Raw genomic sequence first — 23,813 nt, 5'->3', positions numbered from 1 at the left:
TAAAAAAAGCCTCCCGAAGGAGGCTTTGCGTAACTGGAGTAGATAAGAATCAGGAGGCGTCTTAGCGAAGCAGAGACATTGCCATGCCTGGCAGCTGGTTAGTCTGAGACAGAACTGTAGTACCGGCTTGCATCAGCATCTGGTTCTTAGTCATGTTGGAAGATTCAACAGCGAAGTCTGCATCAGTGATACGGCCTTTCGCAGCAGATGTGTTCTCAACCATGTTGCCTAGGTTAACGATAGTGTGCTCTAGACGGTTGATGTTCGCACCAAAGCTTGAACGTACTGTACCAATTTGAGCCAGAACGCCTGCGTCACCGAATTCACCAGTCAACGTGTCCAGTGCAGTTTGTGCGTCAGCTTCTGTTGCGATGCTACCCAGAGCAAAGCCACCTGCAGCGCCTACAGCTGTGTTCAGGTCACCGATTGCTGTCGATACGTCGATAGCCAGTTGTTCACCTGAGTTAGTACCGATTTGGATGTTCACTGCGCCAGCCGCAAAACCTGTGGTCTGGAACATTTTCTGACCGCCGAAGTTGGTTGAACTCATGATGTTCGCCAGTTCTTCGTTCAGCTGTTGGTATTCGCTGTTCAGTGCAGTTTTATCTGCAGCAGAGGCTGAACCGTTTGATGCTTGAGTTGCCAGATCGTTCATACGGTAAACGATATTAGTCATCTCATCCATCGCGCCTTCAGCGGTTTGCATCATAGAGATGCCGTCTTGTGCGTTACGCATTGCTACGCTCATGCCGCGAGTTTGAGACTCAAGACGGGTAGAGATTTGTAGACCCGCTGCGTCATCCGCTGCTGAGTTAATACGGTAACCAGTACTCAAACGCTCCATTGCAGTGTTCAGTAGGTTGTTTGTATTGCTTAGCGTGTTTTGAGTTACTAGTGAAGCGTAGTTAGTGTGCATAGATAAAGCCATCTTAGTCTCCTTGGTTTGCTAACTGTCTTTCAGGCTCTGGGAATTTCCCTGGTCACTAACTAGAGGCGGTTACTTGTTTGGCAGGATTTAATCGGGGTTGAAAAAAAATAGCGAATTAATGAAATTAGGTGGTTTTTGGTGATCTCAATTCCATTAATTCGCGTTTTTATTGGGGTTAGCGACATTCCTCGTTGTCGGCTTCATCGAAAGAGCGGAAAGACACAGAGGTCGGAATATCACTGAAGTAACCAAAATAGTGGCTTGCACCCAGCAGCTTGCACTGGTTCAGCTCTATCTGACTGGCAACGCGTCCGGCGGTCCAGCTCAAACGGTGTTTACGCAGAAAACGTATAATGGGCAGAAAGCTACTGCGATCTTCTTTACTTTCCAGCGTAAAGGAGAGTTTGATCATGTCCGGTTTAAAGTCGGCGTAGGGCTCGAAGTGTTCGCCGGGCGCGCACAATTCGAACCACAACGCATAGGCGTTAGTACGAATTTGCTCTACCAGCTCGGTGCTGTCTGCCTGGGTAAAGTTTTCCGGTGTCATCTGCAGGGATGGAATCACATGGGCAAACGCATCCTGATGATGACGGAAAATCTGATGGAGAAATTCCAGCCCCGGCTCCCACAGCAAAGCACTCATCCGGATCGGCACAACCACGTTACTGATCAGATCCGGATGAAACGTTTCCATTTGAAAGCGGGTCTGGCGCAGCGCCAGGTAGAGACTGTACAGATCCAGGCAGTACTGCATGGTCTGTGACAGGTCAAACTGATACACACTCTGTTCACTGCGGTTGCCAAAGCGCAGAGTGAGGTGTTGATACTCCACTTCACCGCTGTACGCATCACGAATCGCCTGACAGGCGTGTCGGACATCATTTTGCAGAAAAGCTTCAAAGATAATTTTGTCGTCATCCGTGACGACATATTGTTCAATCAGTTCGCGCAAGTAATGATACATTGCCTGATTTGATATAAGACTAGCCAAGGTTTCCTACCACGTTGATTTGTTTGTTTTCTGGGATTTCATTGTAAGACAAGACCGCCAGACCCTGTGTGAAACTGCGGGCATAACGGGCAATTAAAGGTCTGAGTTGCGGCATAACCAACAAAATCGGCGCCAGACCCTGTTGTTTGAGCTGTTGGCGGATCAACGGCAGGTTCTGTTGGAACTGACTCAGAATATTCGGTTCAATAGGGAAGCTGTCCAGCATCACTGCGCCGCTGGCCTGAGCCTGCTGCAGTGAGGTCATCAGCATTTGCTCAAGCTCATCCGACAATGCATAGACACTGATTTCGTTTTTCTGGCCGGCAATCAGGTTGACCAAAGTGCGGCGCAGCGCGCAGCGGACATCGGCGGCGAGCAGAATGGGGTCTTTGGTGTTTTCCGATGACTCCAACATGGTGTTGGCAATGGTACGGATATCTTTCAGTGGTACCTGATCCAGCAGCAGCTGACGGTAAACTTTGAGCTGCTGCGCCGGATTCAGCGCGGCGCCCAAGGCTTCGGCCAGTTTCGGAGCCTGTTGAGTAAGGCGCTGATTCATGGCTTCTACGTCATCGTGATTAAACAATTCTGCCAGGTGCGACTTCATGACTTTGCTGATATGCGTTGCGATCACTGTGGCGTCGTCCACCACTTGATAACCCATATTGAGCGCTTTCGCTTTGTCGTTGTGCTCAATCCAGACTGCCGGCAACTGATAAGCGGGATCGCTGCCGAGAATGCCGTCGACTTCGCCGTAGGTGTCACCGACCGCAATTGCCATCAGACGTTCAGGTTCAATAAAGCCCTGCTCAATCACTTCACCGTTAAGCGACAGTGTGTACTGGTTCGGTTTGAGGCTCAGATTATCGCGAATACGCACTTCCGGTAGCAGGAAGCCGACCTGTTCCGATAAGTTACGTCGGACACCGCGGATACGTTGGGTCAGCGGGGCACCTTGCTCTTTGTTCACCAGGTGAACCAATCGGTAGCCCAAAGCCAGCGATAGCGTATGCACGTGGGGAATGTCTTCCCAGGTCAGCGGGGCATCGTCGTCCTGCATCGCCTGTGACAGGGCTTCCACTTCTTCGATTTGCGGATCGTGAACCGGCTTTTTGCTCTGACGCCAGCCCGCAAAGGCGAGCGCCGCTGCAAAGGTGAAGAATGCCAAGTGAGGCATACCCGGAACCAGGCCGATTACCAGCATAATGGTTGCAACAGTGAACAGTGTGGTCGGGGTGGCCAGCAGTTGCTTGTGCATGGTCTCCGACATGCCATTATCGCTGTCGTTAATGCGGGTAACGATGATAGCAGCAGCTGTCGCCAGCAGCAGGGACGGAATCTGGGCAACCAGACCGTCACCGATGGTCAGCAAAGCATAAGTTTTAAACGCTTCAGACGCGGGCAGGCCGTGCTCAAACACACCAATGCTGATACCGCCGATGATGTTGATGAACAGGATCATCAAGCCGGCAACGGCATCGCCGCGCACAAATTTGGACGCACCATCCATTGAACCGTGGAAGTCCGCTTCATTGGCCACTTCACGGCGGCGTTGGCGGGCCGTCTCCTGATCGATAAGACCAGCGTTGAGGTCGGCATCGATGGCCATCTGCTTACCCGGTAAGGCATCCAGGGTAAAACGTGCCGATACTTCGGAAATCCGTTCGCCACCTTTGGTGATCACCACAAAGTTAATGATCATCAGGATGACGAAAATGACCATACCAACCACATAGTTACCGCCGATCACCACTTCACCGAACGCCTGAATGACTTTACCGGCGGAATCGCCGCCGTTGTGGCCTTCCAGCAGAACAATACGGGTCGACGCGACGTTGAGCGTCAAGCGCAGCAGGGTTGCAACCAACAGAATGGTCGGGAATATCGAGAAATCCAGCGGGCGTTTAGCTGTGGTACTGACCAGCAGAACCAGAATGGCCAGGACGATGTTAAAAGTAAACAGCGCATCCAGCAGCAAGGGTGGCAATGGCAGGATGACCATGGCCAGAACCATCAACAACACAATCGGTATCCCGATGTAGCCTTTGGTCGACGACTGAATTTGTTTCAAGCGATTAAGCATGCTTTCTTATCCTTGGGTTAATGCTGGTTAATCAGTGCTGCAGGTGCTTAGGAATCGAAAAGTGTGGCAAGGGCAGTGGTTGCTCACCTTCGCCTTTGCGAAACGATTTAAGCTGCAGGACGTAAGTCAGAATGTGGGCCACGGCGATGTACAACTGGCTCGGAACGGCCTGTTCAATCGCGGTGGTGTGATAAATGGAACGCGTCAGCGGCGGCGAGTTGATGATTTCCACCTGATTTTTACGCGCGATACGCTGAATGTGCATCGCGGTTTCATCCACGCCTTTGGCGACCACAAACGGCGCATCCGACAGGGATGGGTCGTACTTAAGTGCCACTGCGTAATGCGTCGGGTTGGTGATCACTACGTCAGCGGTGGGCACCATTTTGTCGATACGCCGGCGGGCAAACTGCTGTTGGATCTGGCGAATGCGTTGTTTTACTTCCGGACGGCCTTCGTTGTTTTTGTATTCCTCTTTGAGCTCTTGTTTGGTCATCTTGAGCTCTTTGAGGTGCTCCCAGCGCTGATAAGGAATGTCTATTACCCCGAAAATCAGCAGAGCCACGCCCATCAACAGCAGACCTTCGAACAGAATGGTCATGATCAGGCTGACTCCCTGACTGAGTGGCAGGCGTTGCATACCGAGCAGTGGCTGGAGGTGATTGTCCAGGTAGCCGTACAGCACCGCAAAAATCACACTCACTTTGAGGGTAGATTTCAGCAGCTCAACCAGAGAGCGGGTTGAGAACATCCGCTTGAGGCCATTGAGCGGGTTGAGCTTACTCAGCTTAGGTTGCACGTTGGCCGGACGGAACATCCAGCCGCCGAGAATCAGCGAACTGGCGACCGCCACCACGATGATGACCACAAACATCGGCAATAGCATTTCGAGAACGATGCCGAGGCTGTGGCCGAGCTGTTCAACCATTTTTTCCGGTGTCGCCAGATCTTGTTTAGTCAGCGCCATATTGAAACGGAATACCCCGGAGATACTCTGCCAAATGGTGGCTAACTGACTGTAGAAGTAGATCGCCACCGCGAGGAAAATGACCGCAGCGGTAAACTCTTTGGCTCGGGGAATCTGGCCCTGTTCGCGGGCTTTTTTGACCTTCTGGGGGGAAGCCTTTTCGGTTTTGTCCTGAGACGATTGTTCGCTCATGCGCCCCCCAGCATAAAGGTATTCAGATAGTTGAGTGTATCGTGCACCAGTGCCGTGTACCGGCTCGGCACTCCGGACACAGAGATCAGCACACTAAAGAGGCCGAGCAGCATGGTCATCGGAAAGCCGAGTGCGTAGACGTTGAGTGCCGGTGCTGCGCGGTTCATGACGCCAAAACTGATGTTAGCCAGCAGCATGGAAACAATCGCCGGCAGGGCCAGTGCCAGTGAGGAAGCAAACATCCAGCCGAAGATCGACACAACGCCTTGCAGTGAAAGCATGGTGATCCCGGATCCGACCGGCCAGATGGTGAAGCTTTGAATCAGAATATCAATGACCAGCAGGTGCCCCTCCAGTGCCAGAAACAGCAGCGTGCTGAAAATCAGGAAAATCCGGCCAAGAATCGCCACCGACATGCCATTGACCGGGTCGTTCATCATTGCCATACCGAGGCCCATCTGTAACGAAACAATCTGCCCCAGCGTGGTGAAAATGCTGAACAGCATATGCAGGATAAGCCCGAACATTAGGCCCCAAACCGCTTGTTCAAAGGCCAGGTATAGGGAAGTCATTGAAAACAGGTCAACGGCGGGCATGGCGGGCATCAGCGGCGCGGTGATCACCACCAGAGATAAGGCGAGCAGGCTACGAACCCAAAGTGGGATCAGCGCGTCACCAAAAAATGGCATCGAAAGAAACACCGCACCAACGCGAAAAAACGGCCACCAAAGTTGGCCCAACCAAGCAGAGAGCTCGGCAAAGGTCAGTGCCATCAGCCGATCATCCCCGGAATGTTATGGAACAGGTAGTCGAACAGGTCCATGATTTTTTGCAGCATCCAATGGCCGGCGAAAATCACCATGAGCAAGGTAACCATCAGACGCGGCAAGAAGCTGAGTGTCTGTTCGTTGATTTGTGTGGCAGCCTGGAAGATAGCAATGCCCAGACCGACAATCAGTCCGGGCACCACCAGGACGCCAACCATGGTAATGATCAGCCACACGGCATTGGAAAACAGAGTTACGGTTAACTCAGGGGTCATGAGGTCCTCCGTTTAGCCGAAACTGGCGCTTAAAGTGCCGACAGTCATGGCCCAACCGTCCACCAGGACGAAGATCACCAACTTAAACGGCAGCGAAATGATCAGCGGGGAAAGCATCATCATCCCCATTGCCATCAGAACACTGGCGACCACCAGATCAATGATCAGAAAAGGAATGAAGAGCATAAAACCAATCTGGAATGCGGTTTTCAACTCGCTGATGACAAATGCAGGCAGTACCACCGCAAACGAGATGTCCTCAACATTCTGATCAAGCGGTTCGTTGGCAATTCGCAACATCTGCTCCAGTGAACTCTGTTGCGTTTGTGCCAGCATGAAATGGCGAATGGGTTTTTCCGCCACCGAAAACGCCTGGATCAGCGTGATTTCTCCGTTGTCGTAAGGCTGGAACGCATTTTGATAAATGTCGCTCCAAACCGGGCGCATGATCAGCAGCGTCAGCGTCAGTGCAATGCCAACCAGAACCCGGTTGGGCGGGCTCTGTTGTAAGCCAAGTGCCTGGCGCAATATCGCCAGTACGACGATAATCCGGGTAAAACTGGTCGCCATGAGAATGAATGCGGGCAGGAAACTCAGCGCGGTCATCAGCAGCAAAATCTGCAACTTGACGCTGTATTCCTGTTCGCTCTGGCCGTCGGTGACGGAGAGTATGGTCAGTCCGTTATCGGCTGCCAGCGTCGGCATGGCAACCAGCGTCAACGCCAACAGCAGGGCAGGCATCCATGCCCATGGGGAACGCAGTTTTTCCATCTGAATTGAACCTTACTGACCAACCGACGTCAGTGCTGAATCCAGCACATCGATCAGGCGCAGACCGTATTTTTCATTGACCACAACGACTTCAGCATGCCCCATCAGTGAACCATTGACTTTGACGTCCAGCGGCTCACCGTTGAGTTTGTCGAGTTCAATGACACTGCCTTCGCCCGCTTTCATCAAATCGCCCAGTGCAATCTCTTTGCTGGCTACTTCGAGAGTGACCGTCACTGGAATATTTTTGAAAAAGCTCAGGTCGCGTTCCGGGCGCTCAGCCGCTTCAGTCGCGACGTCGCCGGAGAAGTCTTCCAGTTGAAAATCATCAAAGTTCAGCTCTTCACCATCAAAGGTGTTGTTTTCAGGTGATTCACTCATCGTAGCGATTCCTTATCGTCGTTCAAAATTAATACAAGTTGTCCTTCCTGTTCGGCCACGCGGCCGGTAAACAGGCGTTCATTGCCAATGCTGACTGGCACCGTGCTCAGCAGCTCAATTGGCATAATGTCGTTGGGAGCCAGATTCAACACATCACTGAGTGGCAGGGTTTTCTTGCTCAGCAGAACATTCAGTTTTACCGGTGCCGACTCCAGTGCGTGACAGAACGGATCGTGCAGATCGTCCTGTTGATGCAGATCGAGCTGGTCAATCAGGGTCTGAATTAACTGGCTGTCAAAAACCATCGTCAGCGTGCCGCTGTGTTCACCAAAATGAATATCCAGTGTGGTTTTCAGGCCAATCCCGTAGCTGAGCTCGAAATCGCTGTTACGCCACATATCGCCAGGAGCAATCCAGTCAATGATGTGACGAGTCATGCGTTCTTGCAGGCGCAGGTCACTGCTGGTCAGTGTGCCTTTGCTGCGCTCAAGGTCAGCGTTGTAAAAGCGATCAGCCAGTTTAATCAGCAGCGGAGTGTCGCAATAGACGTACACGAGACCGCCTTGTTGGTGCCGACATACCGACGTCAGTGACTTATCCATCTCTAGCGGAGCGAGAGTGTGTAAGCTCACCTGATTAAAAACGACTTCGACTTGATTCGTATTTAGCCAGTGTTGTAACTCGTTCACTAAACAGTGACTGGAGTCCTGAATAATGTTTTCTAGTTTATCTCTGACAATATGAATCGGTTTTCCGAGCAACTCAACGCTAAGTGGTTTTGGCTCAGAAATAGATTTATGGATCTGTGGTTCCATGTGTATTTTACCGTTTCTTAACAATTACGAACTATTTCGTTTTAATGCGGCTAGTCTACACAGACTTTTTTATTGTTTTTTAGTTTCTAATTTTAAGTTTGTGACTTTAGTTCACATGTTGATTTGAACTTCAAGAATTGGTCTTCAAATAAATATCGAAAGGAGTTAGCTTTCATAACAAATAATAATAATTCGTCAGAATAAAAAATGAACAAACGAGTTGATGATAGATAACTCATTGTTCCAAAACAGGTTCTTAAAGGACCGATTGAGCGTTTTTTAGCTAAATCTTTGTTTTGATTTATTAACTTTTACCCAGAGTACAAGGTTGTAGAACCGCCTTGCTCTAAGGTTCTGTGCGCTGGGTTGCCATGTCAGATTAGGATTACAATATGATTATGTATGCCAAAAATTTATTTTCGCTGGCATATTTCTATAAAAACCAAAAGTCAGAGGAAAGTAAGAAATATTTCTGTCACTCGAGGGCTTTAATATATTCAGGCTTATCTTGCATAGGGCTCTTTGCCCTTTCTTTCCCTGTCTATGCCGAGCAAGACATAAAAGTCCCGATGGACTTGTCGAAGTGGATATATAATGGAAACCAGTTTGAATGCAAACTGACACATACGGAAGTAGCGGAAGGGAAGTTTTATTTCCGCGCACTGCCCAATAATAAATTATTTTTTCAAATTGATCTGAGCAATATTAATAAGAAATTTGTTTCAGGTGAGTTATATTACCAGGCACCGCCTTGGGCGGTTTATTCCTCCAGCGTGCCTTTGTCCAGCGCAAAACTGGATGAAAAACAATCCGCGCGGTTTCTTCAGGGCATTGATGAATTATTGCTCGCAATGCAAACCGGTCATTGGATCAAACTTTCTCTGAGCGGAAATAAAACTTCCGCCTCTCAGGCACTGATTATTCCAACGATGCAGGCTGCTGATGCCATCAGTCGCTTTACCCGTTGCCGCGATAATCTGCCCGCCATGTCTTATTCCGAAGCTCGGGATGTGGTTTTGTCATTCGCCTTTGGTCAGCGCAATTTATCCACGGCGCAAACCCGTCGCCTTAAAGCACTGACTAGCTACCTTAAAGCGGATAAGCGCGTAACCCGCATCCTGATCGATGGCTACACCGATAGCGTCGGCTCAACTGTTTCTAATCTGGATATTTCTCGTCAGCGTGCCGAACTTGTGGCCGCAGAGCTGAAAACGCTGGGCGTGAAACCGGAGATGTTGGAAGTGCGTGCTCACGGCGCCCGCTACCCGCTGGCGACCAATAAGACCGAACAGGGACGCGCGAAAAACCGTCGGGTAACGCTGCGTCTGGTTCGTGACAATGAGAGTGTGGTACCTGCCGCTTCCACTGAAACAGTTAAGGTTCAATGATGTTGAAAACAGAAATTTTGCTGGTTGAGCCTAACGATCATTACGCTCAGCCGGTTATCCAGGTCTTGGAAGACGCGGGCTACCGTGTGACTCATGCCCGTACCGGACGCAGTGCGCTGATCGATGTTTCTGCGACCATTACTCTGGTCAGCTCCAGTTTGCCGGACATGTGTGTACGTGAATGGGTGGCTTGCCATCAGAAACAGCGCAACGCCGGTGTTGCCATTGCGATTGTGGATCAGGAGCAGGGCATTCTGGCTGCTGAAACGATGAAAGCGGGTGCGACGGATTATCTATTGCGTCCGTTTGAGTCCAATCAGTTACTTAATTTGTTGCGTCGGGTGGAAGCACTGGGTCGCCCAATGGCCAATATCGTTGCTGAAAGTTGGCGTAGCAAACAGGTATTGCAACTGGCTCATCGCGCGGCGTGTACCAGTGCCAGTGTGCTGATCACCGGGGAGTCCGGTACCGGAAAAGAAGTGCTGGCTCGTTATGTCCACGAGCATTCACCTCGTGCAGAAGGCCCTTTTATTGCTGTTAACTGCGCCGCGATTCCGGAGTCGATGCTGGAAGCGGTGCTGTTTGGCCACGTAAAAGGCGCGTTCACGGGGGCGACTGGCTCACAGAGCGGTAAATTCGAAGAGGCCAATGGCGGCACCATTCTGTTGGATGAAATCGGTGAGATGTCACCAGCGGTTCAGGCCAAATTGCTGCGGGTGCTTCAAGAGCGTGAAGTGGAGCGGGTCGGCAGCCACAAAGCGATCCAACTGGATATCCGCGTGATTGCAGCGACCAACAAAGATCTGCGCGAGGAAGTGCAAAAGGGCACGTTCCGCGAAGATCTTTATTACCGTCTTGATGTTTTGCCGCTGCACTGGCCGCCGCTGCGCGAGCGACGGGAAGACATCCTGCCGATCAGCCAGTTCTTCATCAACAAATATCAGGACAGCAGCAAATGCCACCTGTCCGATGATGCCAAATCGGCGCTCAGTCAGTACCACTGGCCGGGCAATATCCGAGAACTGGAAAACGTTATTCAACGTGCGCTGGTGATGCGTCATGGTGATTACATCACAGCTCAGGATCTGATGCTGCCGGTGGAAGTGACCGCGTCCACGCCTGCGGCGATGCCTTCGGAAGCGTTCGGTCATATCGAAGCGAAGAAGCAGGCGGAATTCCAGTACATTTTAGACAAACTGCGTCAGTTCGGTGGCAACCGGACTCAGACCGCGAATGCCCTTGGTGTATCAACCCGCGCGCTGAGATACAAGCTGGCGGCGATGCGCGAACAAGGTATTGATTTACAGTCGGAGCTGGGCTCGGCTGCCTAAAGGAGAAAAAGTATTATGGCAAGTCAACCAATTAACCAAGCGGTATCGGCCGAGCAGCTGATGCTGGCCAAGATGGACATGATGACCAACCAGGTTCAGCCTGATTTTGTGATCAGCGCGAATCCTCTCGATATGAAAACGGTCAACGCACCTCTGTCTTTCTCACAGGCGATGACCAGTGTATTGGATGTGGTGAATCAGCATCAGTCTTTCGCCAGTCAGAAAATGACGGCGGTAGAAACCGGTGCCAGCGACGATCTGGTCGGTGCGATGGTCGCCAGTCAGAAAGCCAGTCTTTCGTTCGATGCTTTGATGCAGGTGCGCAACAAAGTGGTCTCGTCTATTGAAGACATCATGAAGATGCCGGTGTAAATCATGTCAGACATTTCAACTCATGTAGCAGGAGCCTCTATGAATCCGGGCGCGGGCAGTATGTCCGCACCGAAAGGCATGGATGAGTTCACCACAAAAGTGAAACAGCTTTGGTCGAGCAGCCAGCGCAACCTGGTGTTGTCGGCCGTTCTGGCGGCGATTGTCGCAGCAATCATCGTGGTCGCGCTGTGGAGTTCGACTCAGAGCTTCCGTCCGCTGTACAGCCAGCAGGAACGTTTTGATACCGGTGAGATTGTCTCGGTACTGGAAAGCGAAGGGATCAGCTACCGCCTGCAAGAGCAGAACGGTCAGGTGCTGGTGCCGGAAGGCGAAGTCGCACGTATCCGCATGTTGCTGGCGGCCAAAGGCGTAAAAGCACAATTGCCAACGGGCCTGGATTCTCTGAAAGAAGACAGTTCTCTGGGCACCAGCCAGTTTATGGAGACGGCCCGTTATCGTCATGGTCTGGAAGGTGAGTTAGTCCGCACTATCATCTCACTCAATGCTGTGACGAACGCACGTGTGCACCTGGCGATTCCTCGTCAGACCCTGTTTGTGCGCCAGAACAGTGAAAATCCGTCAGCCTCGGTGATGCTGGAACTTAAGCCTGGTGAAGATCTGAAAACCGGTCAGGTTGAGGCGATCATCAATCTGGTGGTGGGCAGTGTCACGGGCATGAAACCCGAGTTTGTCTCGGTCATTGACCAATATGGCCGTCTGTTGAGCGCCGATGTGGGATCGGCAGAAGCGGGCAAAGTGAACGCGAAATATCTGGAATATCAGAAGAACGTTGAAAAGCAGATCATCCAGCGCGCCGCCGACATGCTGACGCCGATCGTCGGTCCGAGTAACTTCCGTGTCCAGGTCGCGGCCGATATGGATTTCAGCCAAATTGAAGAGACGCAGGAAATCCTCGACAACGCACCGGTGGTACGTAACGAGCACACTATCCAGAACAACTCGATTGATAACATTGCTCTTGGGGTTCCGGGCACGCTGAGCAACCAACCGGCCGTCACCGGGGAAGTGCCGACTCAGGACAGCCAGAACACCAACGCACGTTCGGAAGTCAATCGTCAATACGCTGTCGGCAGCAGTGTACGCCGTACTCAGTATCAACAGGGTCAGGTGAAAAATCTCAGTGTTTCTGTGTTGCTGAACTCAGCCGCGTCCCCGGATGGCAGCGCGTGGAGTGATGGTGACAAAGAGCAGATCTCGCAGATGCTGCGCGATGCGGTAGGCATTGAAGCCACCCGCGGTGACAGCTTTAGCCTGATGAGCTTTAACTTTACGCCGATTGAAATCGATGCAGCGCCATCCATTCCATGGTGGCAGGATCCGACCGTTCAGCAACCATTGCGTTACGTGATTGGTGGCATGCTGGGTCTGGCGATGATTTTCTTTGTTCTGCGTCCGTTGATCATGCACCTGACTGGCGCAGATCGTATGACTCAGGAGCTGGAATTTGCCGAGCCGCCGCAGGAAGAACCGGTCTACGAGAACCTGCAAACACGCGAAGAGCGCGAGCATGAAGAAGCGCTTAACCGTCGTCTGTCTGAACAGGGCATTGAGTTCTCTTCAGGCCTCGACAGCACCAGCGATATGCTGCCGCCTCCGGGCTCGCCGCTGGAAATCCAACTTAAACATCTGCAGCTTATCTCTAACGAAGAGCCTGAGCGCGTAGCCGAAGTATTGAAACAATGGGTAAACATCAATGAGCACAGCAAAATTCACTCGAAAGCAGACGCTTAGTTACGTTGAGCAAACCGCGTTGGTGTTGCTGGGTATGGGTGAGGACGCAGCGGCTAAAGTGCTGCGTCATTTCTCCCGCGATGAAACCCAGCGGGTGACCAAAGCGATGGCAAAACTGAGCGGTATTAAAAGCGACAGCGCCCGCAACGTGATTCAGAATTTCTTTGAAGATTTCCGCCAGCACAGTGGTATTCGCGGCGCGTCGAAAGAGTATCTGTCGAATACTTTACGCAAAGCGCTTGGCAACGATTTGGCCAAAGGCTTGCTGAACAACCTGTATGGCGATGAGATTCGTAACAATATGCAGCGTTTGCAGTGGGTGGAATCGGAAACACTGGCGCGTTTTATTACTAATGAACACCCGCAGATGCAAGCCATTTTCCTGGCCTATCTGCCGCCGGAAAGCTCGTCAGAAGTGCTTAAGTTCCTGCCAGAGGACTATCACGATGAACTGTTGTTCCGTATCGCGCGCCTGCAGGATGTGGATCATCAGGTTGCCAAAGACCTCAGTGAGCTGATCGAGCGTTGTATTGAGAAAGTTTCCGCCAACCAGAGCGCCCCGTTATCGGGCGTGAAGCAGGCGGCGGACATCATCAACCGTTTCGAAGGCGACCGGGCTGGTCTGATGGAAATGCTCAAGCTGCATGATGAAGATGTGGTGAGTGAAATTGAACAGAACATGTTTGAGTTTATGGTATTGGGTCGTCAACGCGAAGAAACCATGGATCTGTTGGTACAACAGGTCCCGCTGGATCTGTGGGCATTGGCATTAAAAGGCGCTGATATCACGCTGCAACAGGCGATCAAACGCTCCATGCCGCAACGTATGGCGAGCGCACTGGAAGAAAACATGCAGTCGCGTGGTGCTGTGCCTCTCAGTAAAGTCGAATCGGCCCGTCAGGAGATCATGCAGATCGTTCGTACGATGGACGACGGCGGCGAAATTGAGTTGTTGTTGTATGAAGAGCCGACGGTGGAGTAAGCCATGCCAACCAATAAAGTATTGAATCTGCCGCCTTCTGGCTACCGGCTGCACCGTTTTCCGCCTTTGGCTCAGCCAGTGGTGGCAGACGAGTTTGACGATGAGCTGGGCTGGCAGCAAGACAACCAGCACGACATTCAGCAACAGCTGGAGCAGGGGTTTCAGCAAGGGCTGGAGCAGGGACATGAAGAAGGGTTCCGTCAGGGATTGGATCAGGGCAAACAGCAAGGGTTACTGGATGGCCAGAAAGAGGGCTTCCAGAAAGGCTTTGTGTCTGGCGAACAGTCGGGCAAACAGATGTTTGTCGAAGCCACTAAGCCAGTCAGTGAACTGTTTAAGAGCTTGTCCCGCTGGCAGGCAGAGCGCGAGCAGCAACAGCGTCATATGATCTGTGAACTGGTTCAGAAAGTCGCGCAGCAGGTGATTCGTGCTGAACTGACCCTGATGCCTCAACAAATCCTGTCGCTGGTGGATGAAACGCTGGAAGCCATGCCAGGCAAAACAGAGAAAGTGACGGTACACCTGAACCCTCAGGATTTGGAACGCATCAGCCACATCAATGCGGATTTGCCGGCGAGCTGGAAACTGGTGCCGAACAACGAACTTCCGGTCGGCGGTTGTCACTTGGTCACGGAAGAGGCCGAAGCCGACGCCAGCTGTGACTCACGTCTGCAAACGTGTATGGATAACGTGAAGCAACATCTCTTAGATGAGGTCGCGCCAGCACCAACACAGACAGAAGGTCGCCATGAGTAACAGCCGGGCGCACGAAATCCTGTCGGAACGTCTGAGCGAGGCCATTGCCTCGCTCGATTCGGTTCCGGTTGCCCGGGTAACCGGGCGACTGGTGAAAGTCAACGGACTGATGCTGCAGGCGGTCGGTTGCCGTTTCAAGCTGGAGCAGCGCTGTTTGGTGGAAACCGCCGAAGGCGACATGATTGAAGCTCAGGTAGTCGGCTTTGACCACAGTGTGGCGTACCTGATGCCCATTCGCCGTTTGGGTGGGCTGTTCGCTGGCGCCAAAGTGGTGCCACTGGAAGGGGACAGCACGGTGCAGATCAGTGCGCAGTGGCTGGGTCGGGTCGTCAATGGTCTGGGCGATGCGTTGGACGATGGGCCGGTGCTGAGGGGAGGCGATCGTGTTTCACTTGAACCCAAACCGATCAACCCGCTTAAGCGCCGGCCGGTCGACACCCCTTTAAATGTTGGTGTGCGCGCCATCAATGGTCTGTTGACGGTCGGCAAAGGTCAGCGTATTGGCCTGATGGCCGGCAGTGGTGTGGGTAAGAGTGTCCTGATGGGCATGATCACACAGAACACCGAAGCCGATGTGATTGTGGTTGGTTTGATTGGTGAACGGGGACGGGAAGTCCGCGAGTTTATCGAGCGTAATCTGACTCCCGAAGCGCGTAAAAAAGCGGTGATCATTGCGGCGCCGGCCGATGAGTCTCCGTTGATGCGTCTGCGAGCGACATTACTTTGCCATCGTGTTGGGGAGTATTTTCGCGATCAGGGCAAAGACGTCTTGCTCCTTATGGACTCATTGACCCGTTACGCCATGGCGCAGCGCGAAATTGCTCTGTCGCTGGGTGAGCCGCCCGCCTCACGTGGTTATCCGCCGTCGGTTTTCAGCATTTTGCCACAGTTGTTGGAGCGTGCCGGAAACAGTGAAAACCCGCACGGTAGCCTGACGGCGATCTACACCGTTCTGGCGGAAGGGGACGACCAGCATGATCCGGTTGTCGATTCAGCCCGGGCAATTCTCGACGGTCACGTGGTGTTATCGCGTCAGCTCGCAGAGCAAGGGCATTATCCGGCGATCGACATCAATGCGTCGATCAGCCGCTGTATGGCCGCGTGCACACAAACGGCACACAGCACAGTGGCGAATCAGTTTCGTCAACTCTACTCTAACTACCTTCAGGTCAAAGAGTTGCTGCCGTTGGGCGGGTATCAACCGGGCCAGGATCCTGAACTGGATCAGGCGGTGGCAATGTATCCGCACCTTAAGGCTTATCTTCAGCAGCCAGCCAATGAAGCGGTCGATTTCCCGGCCAGCCTGAGTGCATTGGCGCAATTGTTCCAGGGACAGGAGTAACACATGGATGACGGTGCCAAACTGAAAGCGGTCGGTCGCCTTCAGCAGGTGGAAGAAAAACGTCGCGACCAGGTCGGTCAGCAATTGGAATCGATGCGGCAACGCCATGCGCACGTCCAGCTTCAACTGGCGCAGTTAGCCAAACTGAAGAACCATTCAGGGCAGTCTGCGCTTAATACTCCGGTGCTCAATAGCGCGACCTTGATGAACCTCAGCCGGGTCGACACCATGTTACAAAAGCTGTTGCGTCACCATGAGCATGAGCAGGCGGTCATGCAGGCGCAGTGTTCTTCTGTCCAGAAGCAGTTGGAGCACAAACACGCCCGCGTGATGGGGCTGGAAAAAGTGCTTGAACGCTGGCGCACTAAACAGCGTTATGAGCAGGCCTGCAAAGAGCAGAAGCAGCTGGAAGATCTCATCAATGCCAGACTGAAAAAGCGCGTGATATGAATAAGGCCACAGTGATGTGGCCTTTATTTTTTATTCAGCATCTATCGTCAGTGGCGGGACAGCCACTTCGAGGAAACAGGCGATGACCCTGAAAAGTTCCCCTTCACTGACAGACACCTTCCCGTCGGATTCAATCACCATTTTGCAGGCCTCCAGAAAGCGCTGTTTGTCTGCCGGTCGTAACTGAACCAGTTGTTCCAGCGCAGAACGCGTTAACGACCAGTTCGAATTGGCGGCATCCAGCTCGGTCATTGGTAGCGTCAGGTGTTGCAACGCGCGTTGATACGCCGTGGCCGACGCCTGTGCGCTGGTCTGGCTGAGCCAGCTCAGCTCGCGCAGTACCCAAATTACGCTCTCTTTTACCGTTTGCAGTGTCTTACGTTGTGGCGCCGGGTGTTTTGGGGGAGACACCAATTTCTCCATCAGGTTGATCACACACCACTCATTAAGGGCGTAATGGTTATCCAGTTTGGCCATCTCCGTCAGTCCGAGACAAAAATTGCTGACTTGCTCTGGACTCATGCTTTTCAGCGCAGGCACCGCCAGTTCCAGCAGCGGCAGACGCAAATGGGCTTTGAGCTCAAAATCAAGCCAAGGCATGTATTCCTGATGAGAGCCTTCCGGCAGCATGCGGTCAATCAGCTCACGCTGTTCGTCACTGCCATCGAATATCAGCAGCAGCGGAATAAAGCGTGCACTGTAAGGCTCACGTGCCAATTCGAGCAACGCATCTGGTAATTGCTGCATAACCCGTTGCCCAACCTGGCTCTTCTGCTCTGAGGTCAGCGGTGCATCATGGCTGTGGGGAGCGCTGAAGCCACTCAGTCCGGCGACTTCATCGTTTGTTGTACTGACTTGAGCGTGCTCGGTAAAATTTCCGTCCCAGTCAGGTTGAATGCGAAGAATCCGTTCGTGCAGCGGGGGATGCGTAGCGTACAACATGGCGGATAAACCGCTCAGCTGCGCCTGACCAAACATCATGTGACTGACTTCTTTGGTTGATTCTGCCTGCAATTGCGACTGTTGAGAGTGGGTGGCAATTTTCTTCAGCGCGTTTGCAATACCACGATCATTTCGCGTGAACTGCACCGCGCTGGCATCGGCAAGAAATTCGCGTTGACGTGAAATGGCCGCCTTAATCATGGAGCCAAACTGCGTCCCCAGCCAGCCAAATACGGTAAGCACCAACGCGATCACTAAAATCAAGCCAGCGCCGCTGCCTTTGTCTTTGTCATTGGAAGAGCGAAACTGTGATGCGCGGCGTTGCGACTGCATGGCGCCACGCATCAGAGCCTGACCCAATAACCCCATGCAGGTGATGCCAAACAAGGTGCCGATGAGCCGGGTATTGAGTCGCATGTCGCCGTTGAGAATATGGCTGAATTCGTGCGCCATTACGCCTTGTAGCTCGTCTCGGTTAAAAGTATCAAGCGCCCCTTGTGTCACGCCAATAATCGCATCATCAATGCTCATGCCCGCTGCAAAGGCGTTGATCCCATGTTCCTCTGTCAACAGATACACTGGCGGTACTGGCATTCCCGACGCCAGCGCCATCTCTTCCACCACATTCAGTAGTCGCCGCTGTTTGAAATCGCTGGTATTGGTCGAAATCAGTTTTCCGCCCAGTTGCTCAGCAACGGCTTGTCCGCCGTGTTTGGACAACTGATGGAGGCGGTAAGCGGAAGAGATGCCCACAATCGCGGCAACACAGACAAAGCTGATGGCACCAAAGGCCAGGATCTCGTTCAGATTGAGGGAGGTATGTCCGTTGTCCCAGGACGTCGCGATGACGATCAGTAGACTGGCAACGACCGTAATCGACAGTAAGGCGAGAAAGAACAACACTACCAGCAATCCGGTTCGCGTTTTGGCACGATCCTGATGTTGAGCAAAATTCATCAGAAGCTCACCTTAGGCGCTGTCTGAATCTGCTCAGAATCGGCAAACTCGAGTAGTTTTCCGTCCTGAAACTTAAACAGGCCGGCGAACAACACCGGTGGGAAAGTCTGTTTGTACGTGTTGTAACTGGTGACCGCGTCGTTGAATGCCTGACGCGCGAATGAGATTTTGTTTTCTGTACTGGTCAGCTCTTCCTGGACCTGCATCATGGTCTGATTGGCTTTCAGCTCAGGGTAGGCCTCAACCACTACACTGAGTTTGCCGAGTGCATTTTGCAGCATGCCCTCCGCCTGCGCTAACTGATTGATGGCCGATTGGCTGTCCGGAGCGTCGCTGGCGGCTTTTAACCCGCTCAGAGCTTGGTTACGCGCTTGAATCACGCGTTCAAAGGTTTCCTGCTCGTGTTTCATGTAGCCTTTCGCGGTTTCCACCAGATTTGGGATCAGGTCGTAGCGCCGTTTAAGCTGCACTTCGATCTGGGCAAAGCTGTTTTTAAAGCGGTTGCGCAGTGTGACCAGTTTGTTGTAGATGCCGATGGCGTAAAACACCACCAACAGAATCACAGCCAGCACGATGATTGACGTTGTCATAAGTTGTCCTGTTTATTGGTTATAGAGATATCCAGTGATGCCATTATGTGCATCAATGACTAGCTTTGCTTATATAACGTGCTGTTTAAAATAGCAATATCAAGAGAAGGGTAATACATAAGCTGGGATAAGCCTGGCTTATCCGAGGTTGAGTCTGTTTGCGCAATAGCGCACAAGAGACGGCGCCAGACAGAAAAAAGCCCGGCGAGAGCCGGGCATTGTCCATAACGTTGTCATAATAAATTTTTGTCTGGGGGCTTCAGTCCAACAGGCCGGTAGCTTGGAAAGTTTCCAGTTTGGCCAGATAGGGCTGCAAATCGCCAATGTGATTTCTCACCCAGTCCTGATCATAATAGGTATCCAGATACCGTTCGCCACTGTCGCACAAGAGGGTCACAATCGAGCCGGTTTCACCGCGTTGTTTCATTTCACTCGCCAGCTGCAGTGCACCATACAGATTGGTTCCGGTCGAGGCGCCGGCTTTACGGCCAAGCACGTTTTCCAGCCAGTGAATGGTGGCAATGCTGGCAGCGTCTTCAATCGTACGCATTTCATCAATCACACCCGGAATAAAGCTGGGTTCGACACGTGGGCGGCCGATGCCTTCGATTTTACTAAAGCGCTCACCAGTCAACTGACGGTTACCACTGCGATAAAAGTCGTGGAACACCGAATGCTCCGGGTCTACTACACACAGTTTGGTGTCGTGTTGCTGGTAACGGATAAAGCGTCCGATGGTGGCGGATGTTCCGCCAGTTCCCGGGCTCATCACCACCCAGGAAGGAATAGGGTAGCGCTCCATGGTCATCTGGCTGAAAATAGAGTTGGCAATATTATTGTTGCCGCGCCAGTCGGTTGCGCGTTCGGCGTAGGTAAACTGGTCAATGTAATGCCCTCCCAGTTCCTGCGCCAAGCGGTGTGATTCTGCGTAGATCTGATCCGAGCGGTCAACCAGATGAGCCTGGCCGCCATAAAACTCAATTTGTTCAATTTTCTTACGCGCGGTGCATTTAGGCATCACGGCGATAAACGGCAGCCCCAGCAACCGGGCGAAATAGGCTTCAGACACGGCAGTGCTGCCTGACGAAGATTCAATGATGGTGGTGTCTGGGCCAACCCAGCCATTACAGATCGCATACAGAAACAACGAACGTGCCAGACGGTGTTTCAGAGAACCGGTCGGATGTGTACTTTCATCTTTCAGATAGATATCGATGCCATCCAGGACCGGTAGACCCAGCTTGATCAGGTGAGTGTCGGCAGAGCGCTGGTAATCCGCTTCAATTTTGCGAATCGCATCGTTAATCCAGTTATGGTCGGTACACATATGGTGTTCTCCGTAAGAGTTATTATGATGATAAGGTATCCTTTCCTATGGAGAAATGCTTTGCTTTTTTGTGCATGGATTTTAGAATTTGGAGAAAATTATTCTCTTTATTGGTGAGGTGGAGAAATGAATCTGGATAATACCGACAAGCGTATTCTGGCGCTGCTGCAGGAAGACTCGACGCTGTCACTCAACGATTTGGCAGAAGCGGTCAACCTGACGACCACCCCCTGCTGGAAGCGATTGAAAAAACTTGAAGAATCGGGAGTGATTGAAAAGCGGGTTGCATTGCTGAATCCGGAAAGGCTAGAGCTCTCTTTCACCGCTTTTGTTTTGATCAAAACCAGTGACCACTCGCATGAGTGGTATCACCGCTTTGTCGAAACGGTGGTGGAATTTCCTGAAGTCATGGAGTTCTACCGTATGGCCGGAGAGTACGATTACATGATGAAAGTTCAGGTCAAAGACATGAAATGTTTTGATGAATTCTATAAAAAGCTGGTCAACAGTGTGGATGGGATATCAGACGTTACGTCTACCTTTGCCATGGAACCGCTCAAATACACCACGGCACTACCAATCCGGCATAGTTGAGGCGCCCGCTCTCCAGATGAGAGCGGGCCAGTGGTTATTTGTTGGTGTAGCGCATCACACCTTCCTGAACCGCTGTCGCGACCAGATCGCCGCTGCGATTGTAGATCTCGCCGCGGACCAGGCCACGGGTGTTGCTCGCCGTCGGGCTTTCAATCACATACAGCAGCCATTCGTCCATTTTGAATGGACGGTGAAACCAGATGGAGTGGTCAATAGTGGCAACCTGAAAATGAGGTGTCATCAGCGATACCTGATGCGGGTGCAATGCCGTGACTAAAAAACCCCAGTCCGAAGCGTAACCCAGCAAATATTGATGGATCAGTTGATTGTCCGGCACCGCACCGTTGGCACGGATCCACAAATACTGCTTGGGATCTTTCTTCTCGGGTTTGAGCGGATTCACCACCACCACCGGACGGGTTTCAATCGGTTTTTCACCGCAGAAGGTGTGGCGCAGTTTCTCAGGCAGGTACTGCGCGATGCGCGATGCCAGTTCTGATTCCGACGCAAAGTTCTCGGGCCCCGGCACCTCAGGCATGCTGATCTGGTGCTCAAAGCCAGGCGCTTCGCCATGGTAGGACGCGGTCAGGTAGAAGATAGGCCGGCCGTTTTGGATCGCTTTGACCCGGCGAGTGCTGAAACTGCGACCATCACGCAGGTTTTCGACGTCGTAAATGATCGGTTTCTCCGGATCGCCCGGATAGAGAAAATAGCTGTGAAACGAGTGCACGGTACGATCGGACTCAACCGTGTAGCGGGCGGCAGACAGCGCCTGACCAATCACCTGACCTCCGTAAACCTGTGGTAAGCCGAGGTTCTCGCTCTGACCGCGAAACAGGCCTTTTTCCAGCTTTTCCAGTTGCAACAGACTCAATAGTTCGTTTAAAGGTTTACTCATAACTCTTGCCTATAGTGTCAACGTCAAAGTATTCAAAACTTTACACAGTCAAAATCTTGTCAATACCATGGTCGGACCATGACTCTTTACCGAACAGCACCTATAATCCTTGGGATTTTAATTCTTTATGCGAGGCTTTATGAAAAAGGCACTGTTGTTGGTCATGTCAGTGGTATTGGGTTCGGTTCTTTTCGGTTGTCAGTCATCAGAATCTGAAAAGGAAGCGGCCATGCAAAACATTACAGGGACAATTGCTTACCGTGAGCGCGTGGCTTTGCCAGACAACGCCGTTGTAACGGTTTCACTACAGGACGTTTCGCTAATGGATGTCGCTGCCGACGTTATCTCAACCACTCAATTTGAAACCAACGGTGCTCAGGTTCCGTTCAACTTCGATATTGAGTATGACGGCAGCAAAATTAAGCCGGGCCACACTTACAGCATCAGCGTTCGTATCGAAATTGACGGTAAGCTACGCTTCATCACCGATACGATGAATGCCGTCATTACTGATGAAAATAACACACAAAAAGTCGATCTGCGTCTAATTAGTGTCGCTGGGCAGTAATAAATTTGTGAATTGATAAAAATGGCAGCCTCAGGGCTGCCATTTGTAGTTACGGAGTTTGACTTTGCCTGTCGGACTCACTTCGATCCCGTCGGCTTCCAGATGCGCTTTTTGTCGTTCTAAATCCCGTCCTTTCAGCGAGATCTCGCCCTTACTATTAATGACCCGGAACCAGGGGAGTTTAGAGCCTTCAGGCAAGTTCCCGAGCGCTTTGCCAACGTGCCTGGCATACCCCGGATACCCCGCCATTCGAGCAACGTCCCCATAGGTCGACACTTTTCCGGCCGGAATTTGGTGAATTACCGCAAAGACTTGAGACAAGAATTGATCCATACTGACATTGTCCTAATTCATTGTTACCACGGATAGGTATAAGGAGTGGGCATGGTATTTTCTACCTTTCAATTTCTGATCACAACGGTATTGGCTGTTGTTTGTGCTCGGGCTATCAGCTTGAGTGAAGGGGACATCCCGGTACTGGCACTGATCATTCCCGCATTATGGGTATTGCCACAGGGTGGGGTGGCGGGGTTATTGCTGCTGGCGGTGATGACAGTTTATGGCCTGACATTGCCTTATCAGCCGATCGCCTTATCGGTTTCAGTATGGATATTGTTCCCGTTGATGATGGTGGTATTTTCGAGACGCAGCAGTATTGGAGTGATACTGACTACGGCACTGATCGTGATCACGCTCCAAGTGGGGATCATGGTGACGCAATCGGCCGGAAAACTGGGCGGCAGTGCGTCTGTGACGGTCGTCCAGACTCTCGCGGTCATTCTGGCCTGGTGGGCGACTCGCTATTGGAAACCGTCCGGGCAACACAGCTGGTGGGCGCTAGGGTTGGTGCTGCCATTGTGGCTGGCCGATCTGCCATACGCGGCGTTGGTGGCGTTATGCGCAACAGGCATTATCGCTTCGCTGGAAAGCCTCAACCGCGCGTCGTTTCAGTGGAGCAAGTTGCTGTGCTGGACACTACCGACGGTCGGGTTTGCGGTTTTGGTCGTCATGCCGGACATTGAAGTGCCCAACCCGGTATTTGTGGTGTGGATTTGTCTGCTTGGCACCGCATGGATGACGGATTACATCCTCAAGAGCCTGGACGAGAACGAAGAAGTGTAGTCCTGGTTCCGTGTAATCCGATAAATCGATTAATTGCTAGGCACTTAGCGGCAGTGACGGGGATTTTCCGGGTTTATGGGTTGCAATAGGTAAGCGGATACCTGATAATCCTTCTCGCTCTCTGGTGAACAACCTGAGATACAAAATCTATGGAGGCCCTGGTCCTCCCGCAACAATAGCTCGTGAACTCGGTCAGGTCCGGAAGGAAGCAGCCGCAGCGTGTGACTTGTGTGCCGGGATGTGGCTGGGGCTTCCACCCTTCTACTGCTTTA

The 23,813-nt window shown here is 52.0% G+C and carries 25 protein-coding genes and 1 other RNA gene; 12 read left to right on the top strand and 14 right to left on the bottom strand.

Going from position 1 to position 23,813, the window contains the following annotated elements; genetic code table 11:
• Positions 1-61 precede the first annotated feature (61 nt).
• The 9 genes from lafA to VPR01S_RS04940 all read right to left on the bottom strand — a co-directional run bounded on the left by lafA (position 62) and on the right by VPR01S_RS04940 (position 8,170).
• Positions 62-928, bottom strand: coding sequence for a lateral flagellin LafA (gene lafA, locus VPR01S_RS04980; protein WP_021704219.1), 867 nt, complete (start codon positions 926-928; stop codon positions 62-64).
• Positions 929-1,103: 175 nt separating this feature from the next.
• Complete coding sequence (locus VPR01S_RS04975) at positions 1,104-1,919, bottom strand: EAL domain-containing protein (protein ID WP_040902271.1); 816 nt, start codon at positions 1,917-1,919, stop codon at positions 1,104-1,106.
• A complete protein-coding gene (flhA, locus tag VPR01S_RS04970) occupies positions 1,912-4,002 on the bottom strand; it encodes a flagellar biosynthesis protein FlhA (RefSeq protein ID WP_021704217.1) in 2,091 nt (696 codons plus the stop codon). The genes VPR01S_RS04975 and flhA overlap by 8 nt, the downstream gene beginning before the upstream one ends.
• A 31-nt stretch (positions 4,003-4,033) precedes the next feature.
• Positions 4,034-5,161 (bottom strand): flagellar biosynthesis protein FlhB, encoded by a 1,128-nt coding sequence (flhB, locus tag VPR01S_RS04965; protein ID WP_021704216.1) that lies wholly within the window; start codon positions 5,159-5,161, stop codon positions 4,034-4,036.
• Positions 5,158-5,934 (bottom strand): flagellar biosynthetic protein FliR, encoded by a 777-nt coding sequence (gene fliR / locus VPR01S_RS04960; protein ID WP_021704215.1) that lies wholly within the window; start codon positions 5,932-5,934, stop codon positions 5,158-5,160. Before fliR ends, flhB begins: the two co-directional genes overlap by 4 nt.
• Entirely contained in the window at positions 5,934-6,203 is a 270-nt protein-coding gene (gene fliQ, locus VPR01S_RS04955; protein ID WP_021704214.1) for a flagellar biosynthesis protein FliQ, read from the bottom strand. Before fliQ ends, fliR begins: the two co-directional genes overlap by 1 nt.
• Positions 6,204-6,215: 12 nt before the next feature.
• Positions 6,216-6,974, bottom strand: a complete 759-nt coding sequence (gene fliP, locus VPR01S_RS04950; RefSeq protein ID WP_021704213.1) for a flagellar type III secretion system pore protein FliP — start codon at positions 6,972-6,974, stop codon at positions 6,216-6,218.
• Positions 6,975-6,986: 12 nt separating this feature from the next.
• Positions 6,987-7,355 (bottom strand): flagellar motor switch protein FliN, encoded by a 369-nt coding sequence (gene fliN, locus VPR01S_RS04945; RefSeq protein ID WP_021704212.1) that lies wholly within the window; start codon positions 7,353-7,355, stop codon positions 6,987-6,989.
• Positions 7,352-8,170 carry a FliM/FliN family flagellar motor switch protein gene (locus VPR01S_RS04940; protein ID WP_021704211.1) on the bottom strand — a complete coding sequence of 273 codons (819 nt, stop codon included), beginning with the start codon at positions 8,168-8,170 and terminating at the stop codon, positions 7,352-7,354. The genes fliN and VPR01S_RS04940 overlap by 4 nt, the downstream gene beginning before the upstream one ends.
• A gap of 392 nt (positions 8,171-8,562) precedes the next feature.
• Here VPR01S_RS04940 and VPR01S_RS04935 point away from each other — a divergent pair, with 392 nt between their 5' ends.
• Genes VPR01S_RS04935 through fliJ form a run of 8 tightly spaced genes read left to right on the top strand, consistent with a single transcriptional unit; the run spans position 8,563 to position 16,543 of the window.
• Positions 8,563-9,558 (top strand): MotY family protein, encoded by a 996-nt coding sequence (locus VPR01S_RS04935; protein ID WP_021704210.1) that lies wholly within the window; start codon positions 8,563-8,565, stop codon positions 9,556-9,558.
• Positions 9,558-10,889 (top strand): sigma-54-dependent transcriptional regulator, encoded by a 1,332-nt coding sequence (locus tag VPR01S_RS04930; RefSeq protein WP_021704209.1) that lies wholly within the window; start codon positions 9,558-9,560, stop codon positions 10,887-10,889. Before VPR01S_RS04935 ends, VPR01S_RS04930 begins: the two co-directional genes overlap by 1 nt.
• A gap of 15 nt (positions 10,890-10,904) precedes the next feature.
• The gene (fliE, locus tag VPR01S_RS04925) at positions 10,905-11,261 is read left to right on the top strand and encodes a flagellar hook-basal body complex protein FliE (protein ID WP_021704208.1); all 357 of its coding nucleotides are present in this window, start codon (positions 10,905-10,907) and stop codon (positions 11,259-11,261) included.
• Between the two features lie 3 nt (positions 11,262-11,264).
• Positions 11,265-13,013, top strand: coding sequence for a flagellar basal-body MS-ring/collar protein FliF (fliF, locus tag VPR01S_RS04920; protein WP_040902270.1), 1,749 nt, complete (start codon positions 11,265-11,267; stop codon positions 13,011-13,013).
• A complete protein-coding gene (locus VPR01S_RS04915; RefSeq protein ID WP_021704206.1) occupies positions 12,976-13,995 on the top strand; it encodes a flagellar motor switch protein FliG in 1,020 nt (339 codons plus the stop codon). Before fliF ends, VPR01S_RS04915 begins: the two co-directional genes overlap by 38 nt.
• A gap of 3 nt (positions 13,996-13,998) precedes the next feature.
• Positions 13,999-14,751 carry a flagellar assembly protein FliH gene (fliH, locus tag VPR01S_RS04910; protein ID WP_021704205.1) on the top strand — a complete coding sequence of 251 codons (753 nt, stop codon included), beginning with the start codon at positions 13,999-14,001 and terminating at the stop codon, positions 14,749-14,751.
• The gene (fliI, locus tag VPR01S_RS04905; protein WP_021704204.1) at positions 14,744-16,093 is read left to right on the top strand and encodes a flagellar protein export ATPase FliI; all 1,350 of its coding nucleotides are present in this window, start codon (positions 14,744-14,746) and stop codon (positions 16,091-16,093) included. Before fliH ends, fliI begins: the two co-directional genes overlap by 8 nt.
• Before the next feature lie 3 nt (positions 16,094-16,096).
• The gene (fliJ, locus tag VPR01S_RS04900; RefSeq protein WP_021704203.1) at positions 16,097-16,543 is read left to right on the top strand and encodes a flagellar export protein FliJ; all 447 of its coding nucleotides are present in this window, start codon (positions 16,097-16,099) and stop codon (positions 16,541-16,543) included.
• A 30-nt stretch (positions 16,544-16,573) separates the two neighbouring features.
• On the opposite strand, the gene VPR01S_RS04895 is transcribed toward fliJ, so the two are convergent.
• The 3 genes from VPR01S_RS04895 to VPR01S_RS04885 form a co-directional block, all read right to left on the bottom strand.
• Positions 16,574-18,442 (bottom strand): M48 family metallopeptidase, encoded by a 1,869-nt coding sequence (locus VPR01S_RS04895; RefSeq protein ID WP_021704202.1) that lies wholly within the window; start codon positions 18,440-18,442, stop codon positions 16,574-16,576.
• Positions 18,442-19,032 (bottom strand): LemA family protein, encoded by a 591-nt coding sequence (locus tag VPR01S_RS04890; protein WP_021704201.1) that lies wholly within the window; start codon positions 19,030-19,032, stop codon positions 18,442-18,444. Before VPR01S_RS04890 ends, VPR01S_RS04895 begins: the two co-directional genes overlap by 1 nt.
• 259 nt (positions 19,033-19,291) lie before the next feature.
• Positions 19,292-20,359 (bottom strand): PLP-dependent cysteine synthase family protein, encoded by a 1,068-nt coding sequence (locus VPR01S_RS04885; RefSeq protein ID WP_021704200.1) that lies wholly within the window; start codon positions 20,357-20,359, stop codon positions 19,292-19,294.
• A gap of 126 nt (positions 20,360-20,485) precedes the next feature.
• Between VPR01S_RS04885 and VPR01S_RS04880 the strand changes: the two genes are divergently transcribed.
• On the top strand, positions 20,486-20,953 hold the full coding sequence (locus VPR01S_RS04880; protein ID WP_021704199.1) for an Lrp/AsnC family transcriptional regulator: 468 nt from the start codon (positions 20,486-20,488) through the stop codon (positions 20,951-20,953).
• Between the two features lie 34 nt (positions 20,954-20,987).
• On the opposite strand, the gene tesB is transcribed toward VPR01S_RS04880, so the two are convergent.
• Positions 20,988-21,851: an acyl-CoA thioesterase II gene (tesB, locus tag VPR01S_RS04875; RefSeq protein WP_021704198.1), complete on the bottom strand. Its 864-nt coding sequence runs from the start codon at positions 21,849-21,851 to the stop codon at positions 20,988-20,990.
• A 139-nt stretch (positions 21,852-21,990) separates the two neighbouring features.
• Here tesB and VPR01S_RS04870 point away from each other — a divergent pair, with 139 nt between their 5' ends.
• Positions 21,991-22,419, top strand: coding sequence for a YbaY family lipoprotein (locus tag VPR01S_RS04870; RefSeq protein ID WP_021704197.1), 429 nt, complete (start codon positions 21,991-21,993; stop codon positions 22,417-22,419).
• A 30-nt stretch (positions 22,420-22,449) separates the two neighbouring features.
• Here the strand turns inward: VPR01S_RS04870 and VPR01S_RS04865 are convergent, their stop codons facing one another.
• Complete coding sequence (locus VPR01S_RS04865) at positions 22,450-22,752, bottom strand: DNA base-flipping protein (RefSeq protein WP_021704196.1); 303 nt, start codon at positions 22,750-22,752, stop codon at positions 22,450-22,452.
• 51 nt (positions 22,753-22,803) lie between these two features.
• Here VPR01S_RS04865 and VPR01S_RS04860 point away from each other — a divergent pair, with 51 nt between their 5' ends.
• Positions 22,804-23,541, top strand: a complete 738-nt coding sequence (locus VPR01S_RS04860; protein WP_021704195.1) for a VP0952 family biofilm-associated protein — start codon at positions 22,804-22,806, stop codon at positions 23,539-23,541.
• Positions 23,542-23,697: 156 nt separating this feature from the next.
• An RNA gene (ffs, locus tag VPR01S_RS22080) (signal recognition particle sRNA small type) lies at positions 23,698-23,794 on the top strand.
• The last annotated feature ends 19 nt before the right edge of the window (positions 23,795-23,813 follow it).

It is taken from the genome of Vibrio proteolyticus NBRC 13287, from assembly GCF_000467125.1.
Classification (GTDB): Bacteria; Pseudomonadota; Gammaproteobacteria; order Enterobacterales; family Vibrionaceae; genus Vibrio; species Vibrio proteolyticus.
The sequence above is the reverse complement of the archived record's forward strand: the minus strand, read 5'-3'. Positions and strand labels throughout refer to the sequence as shown.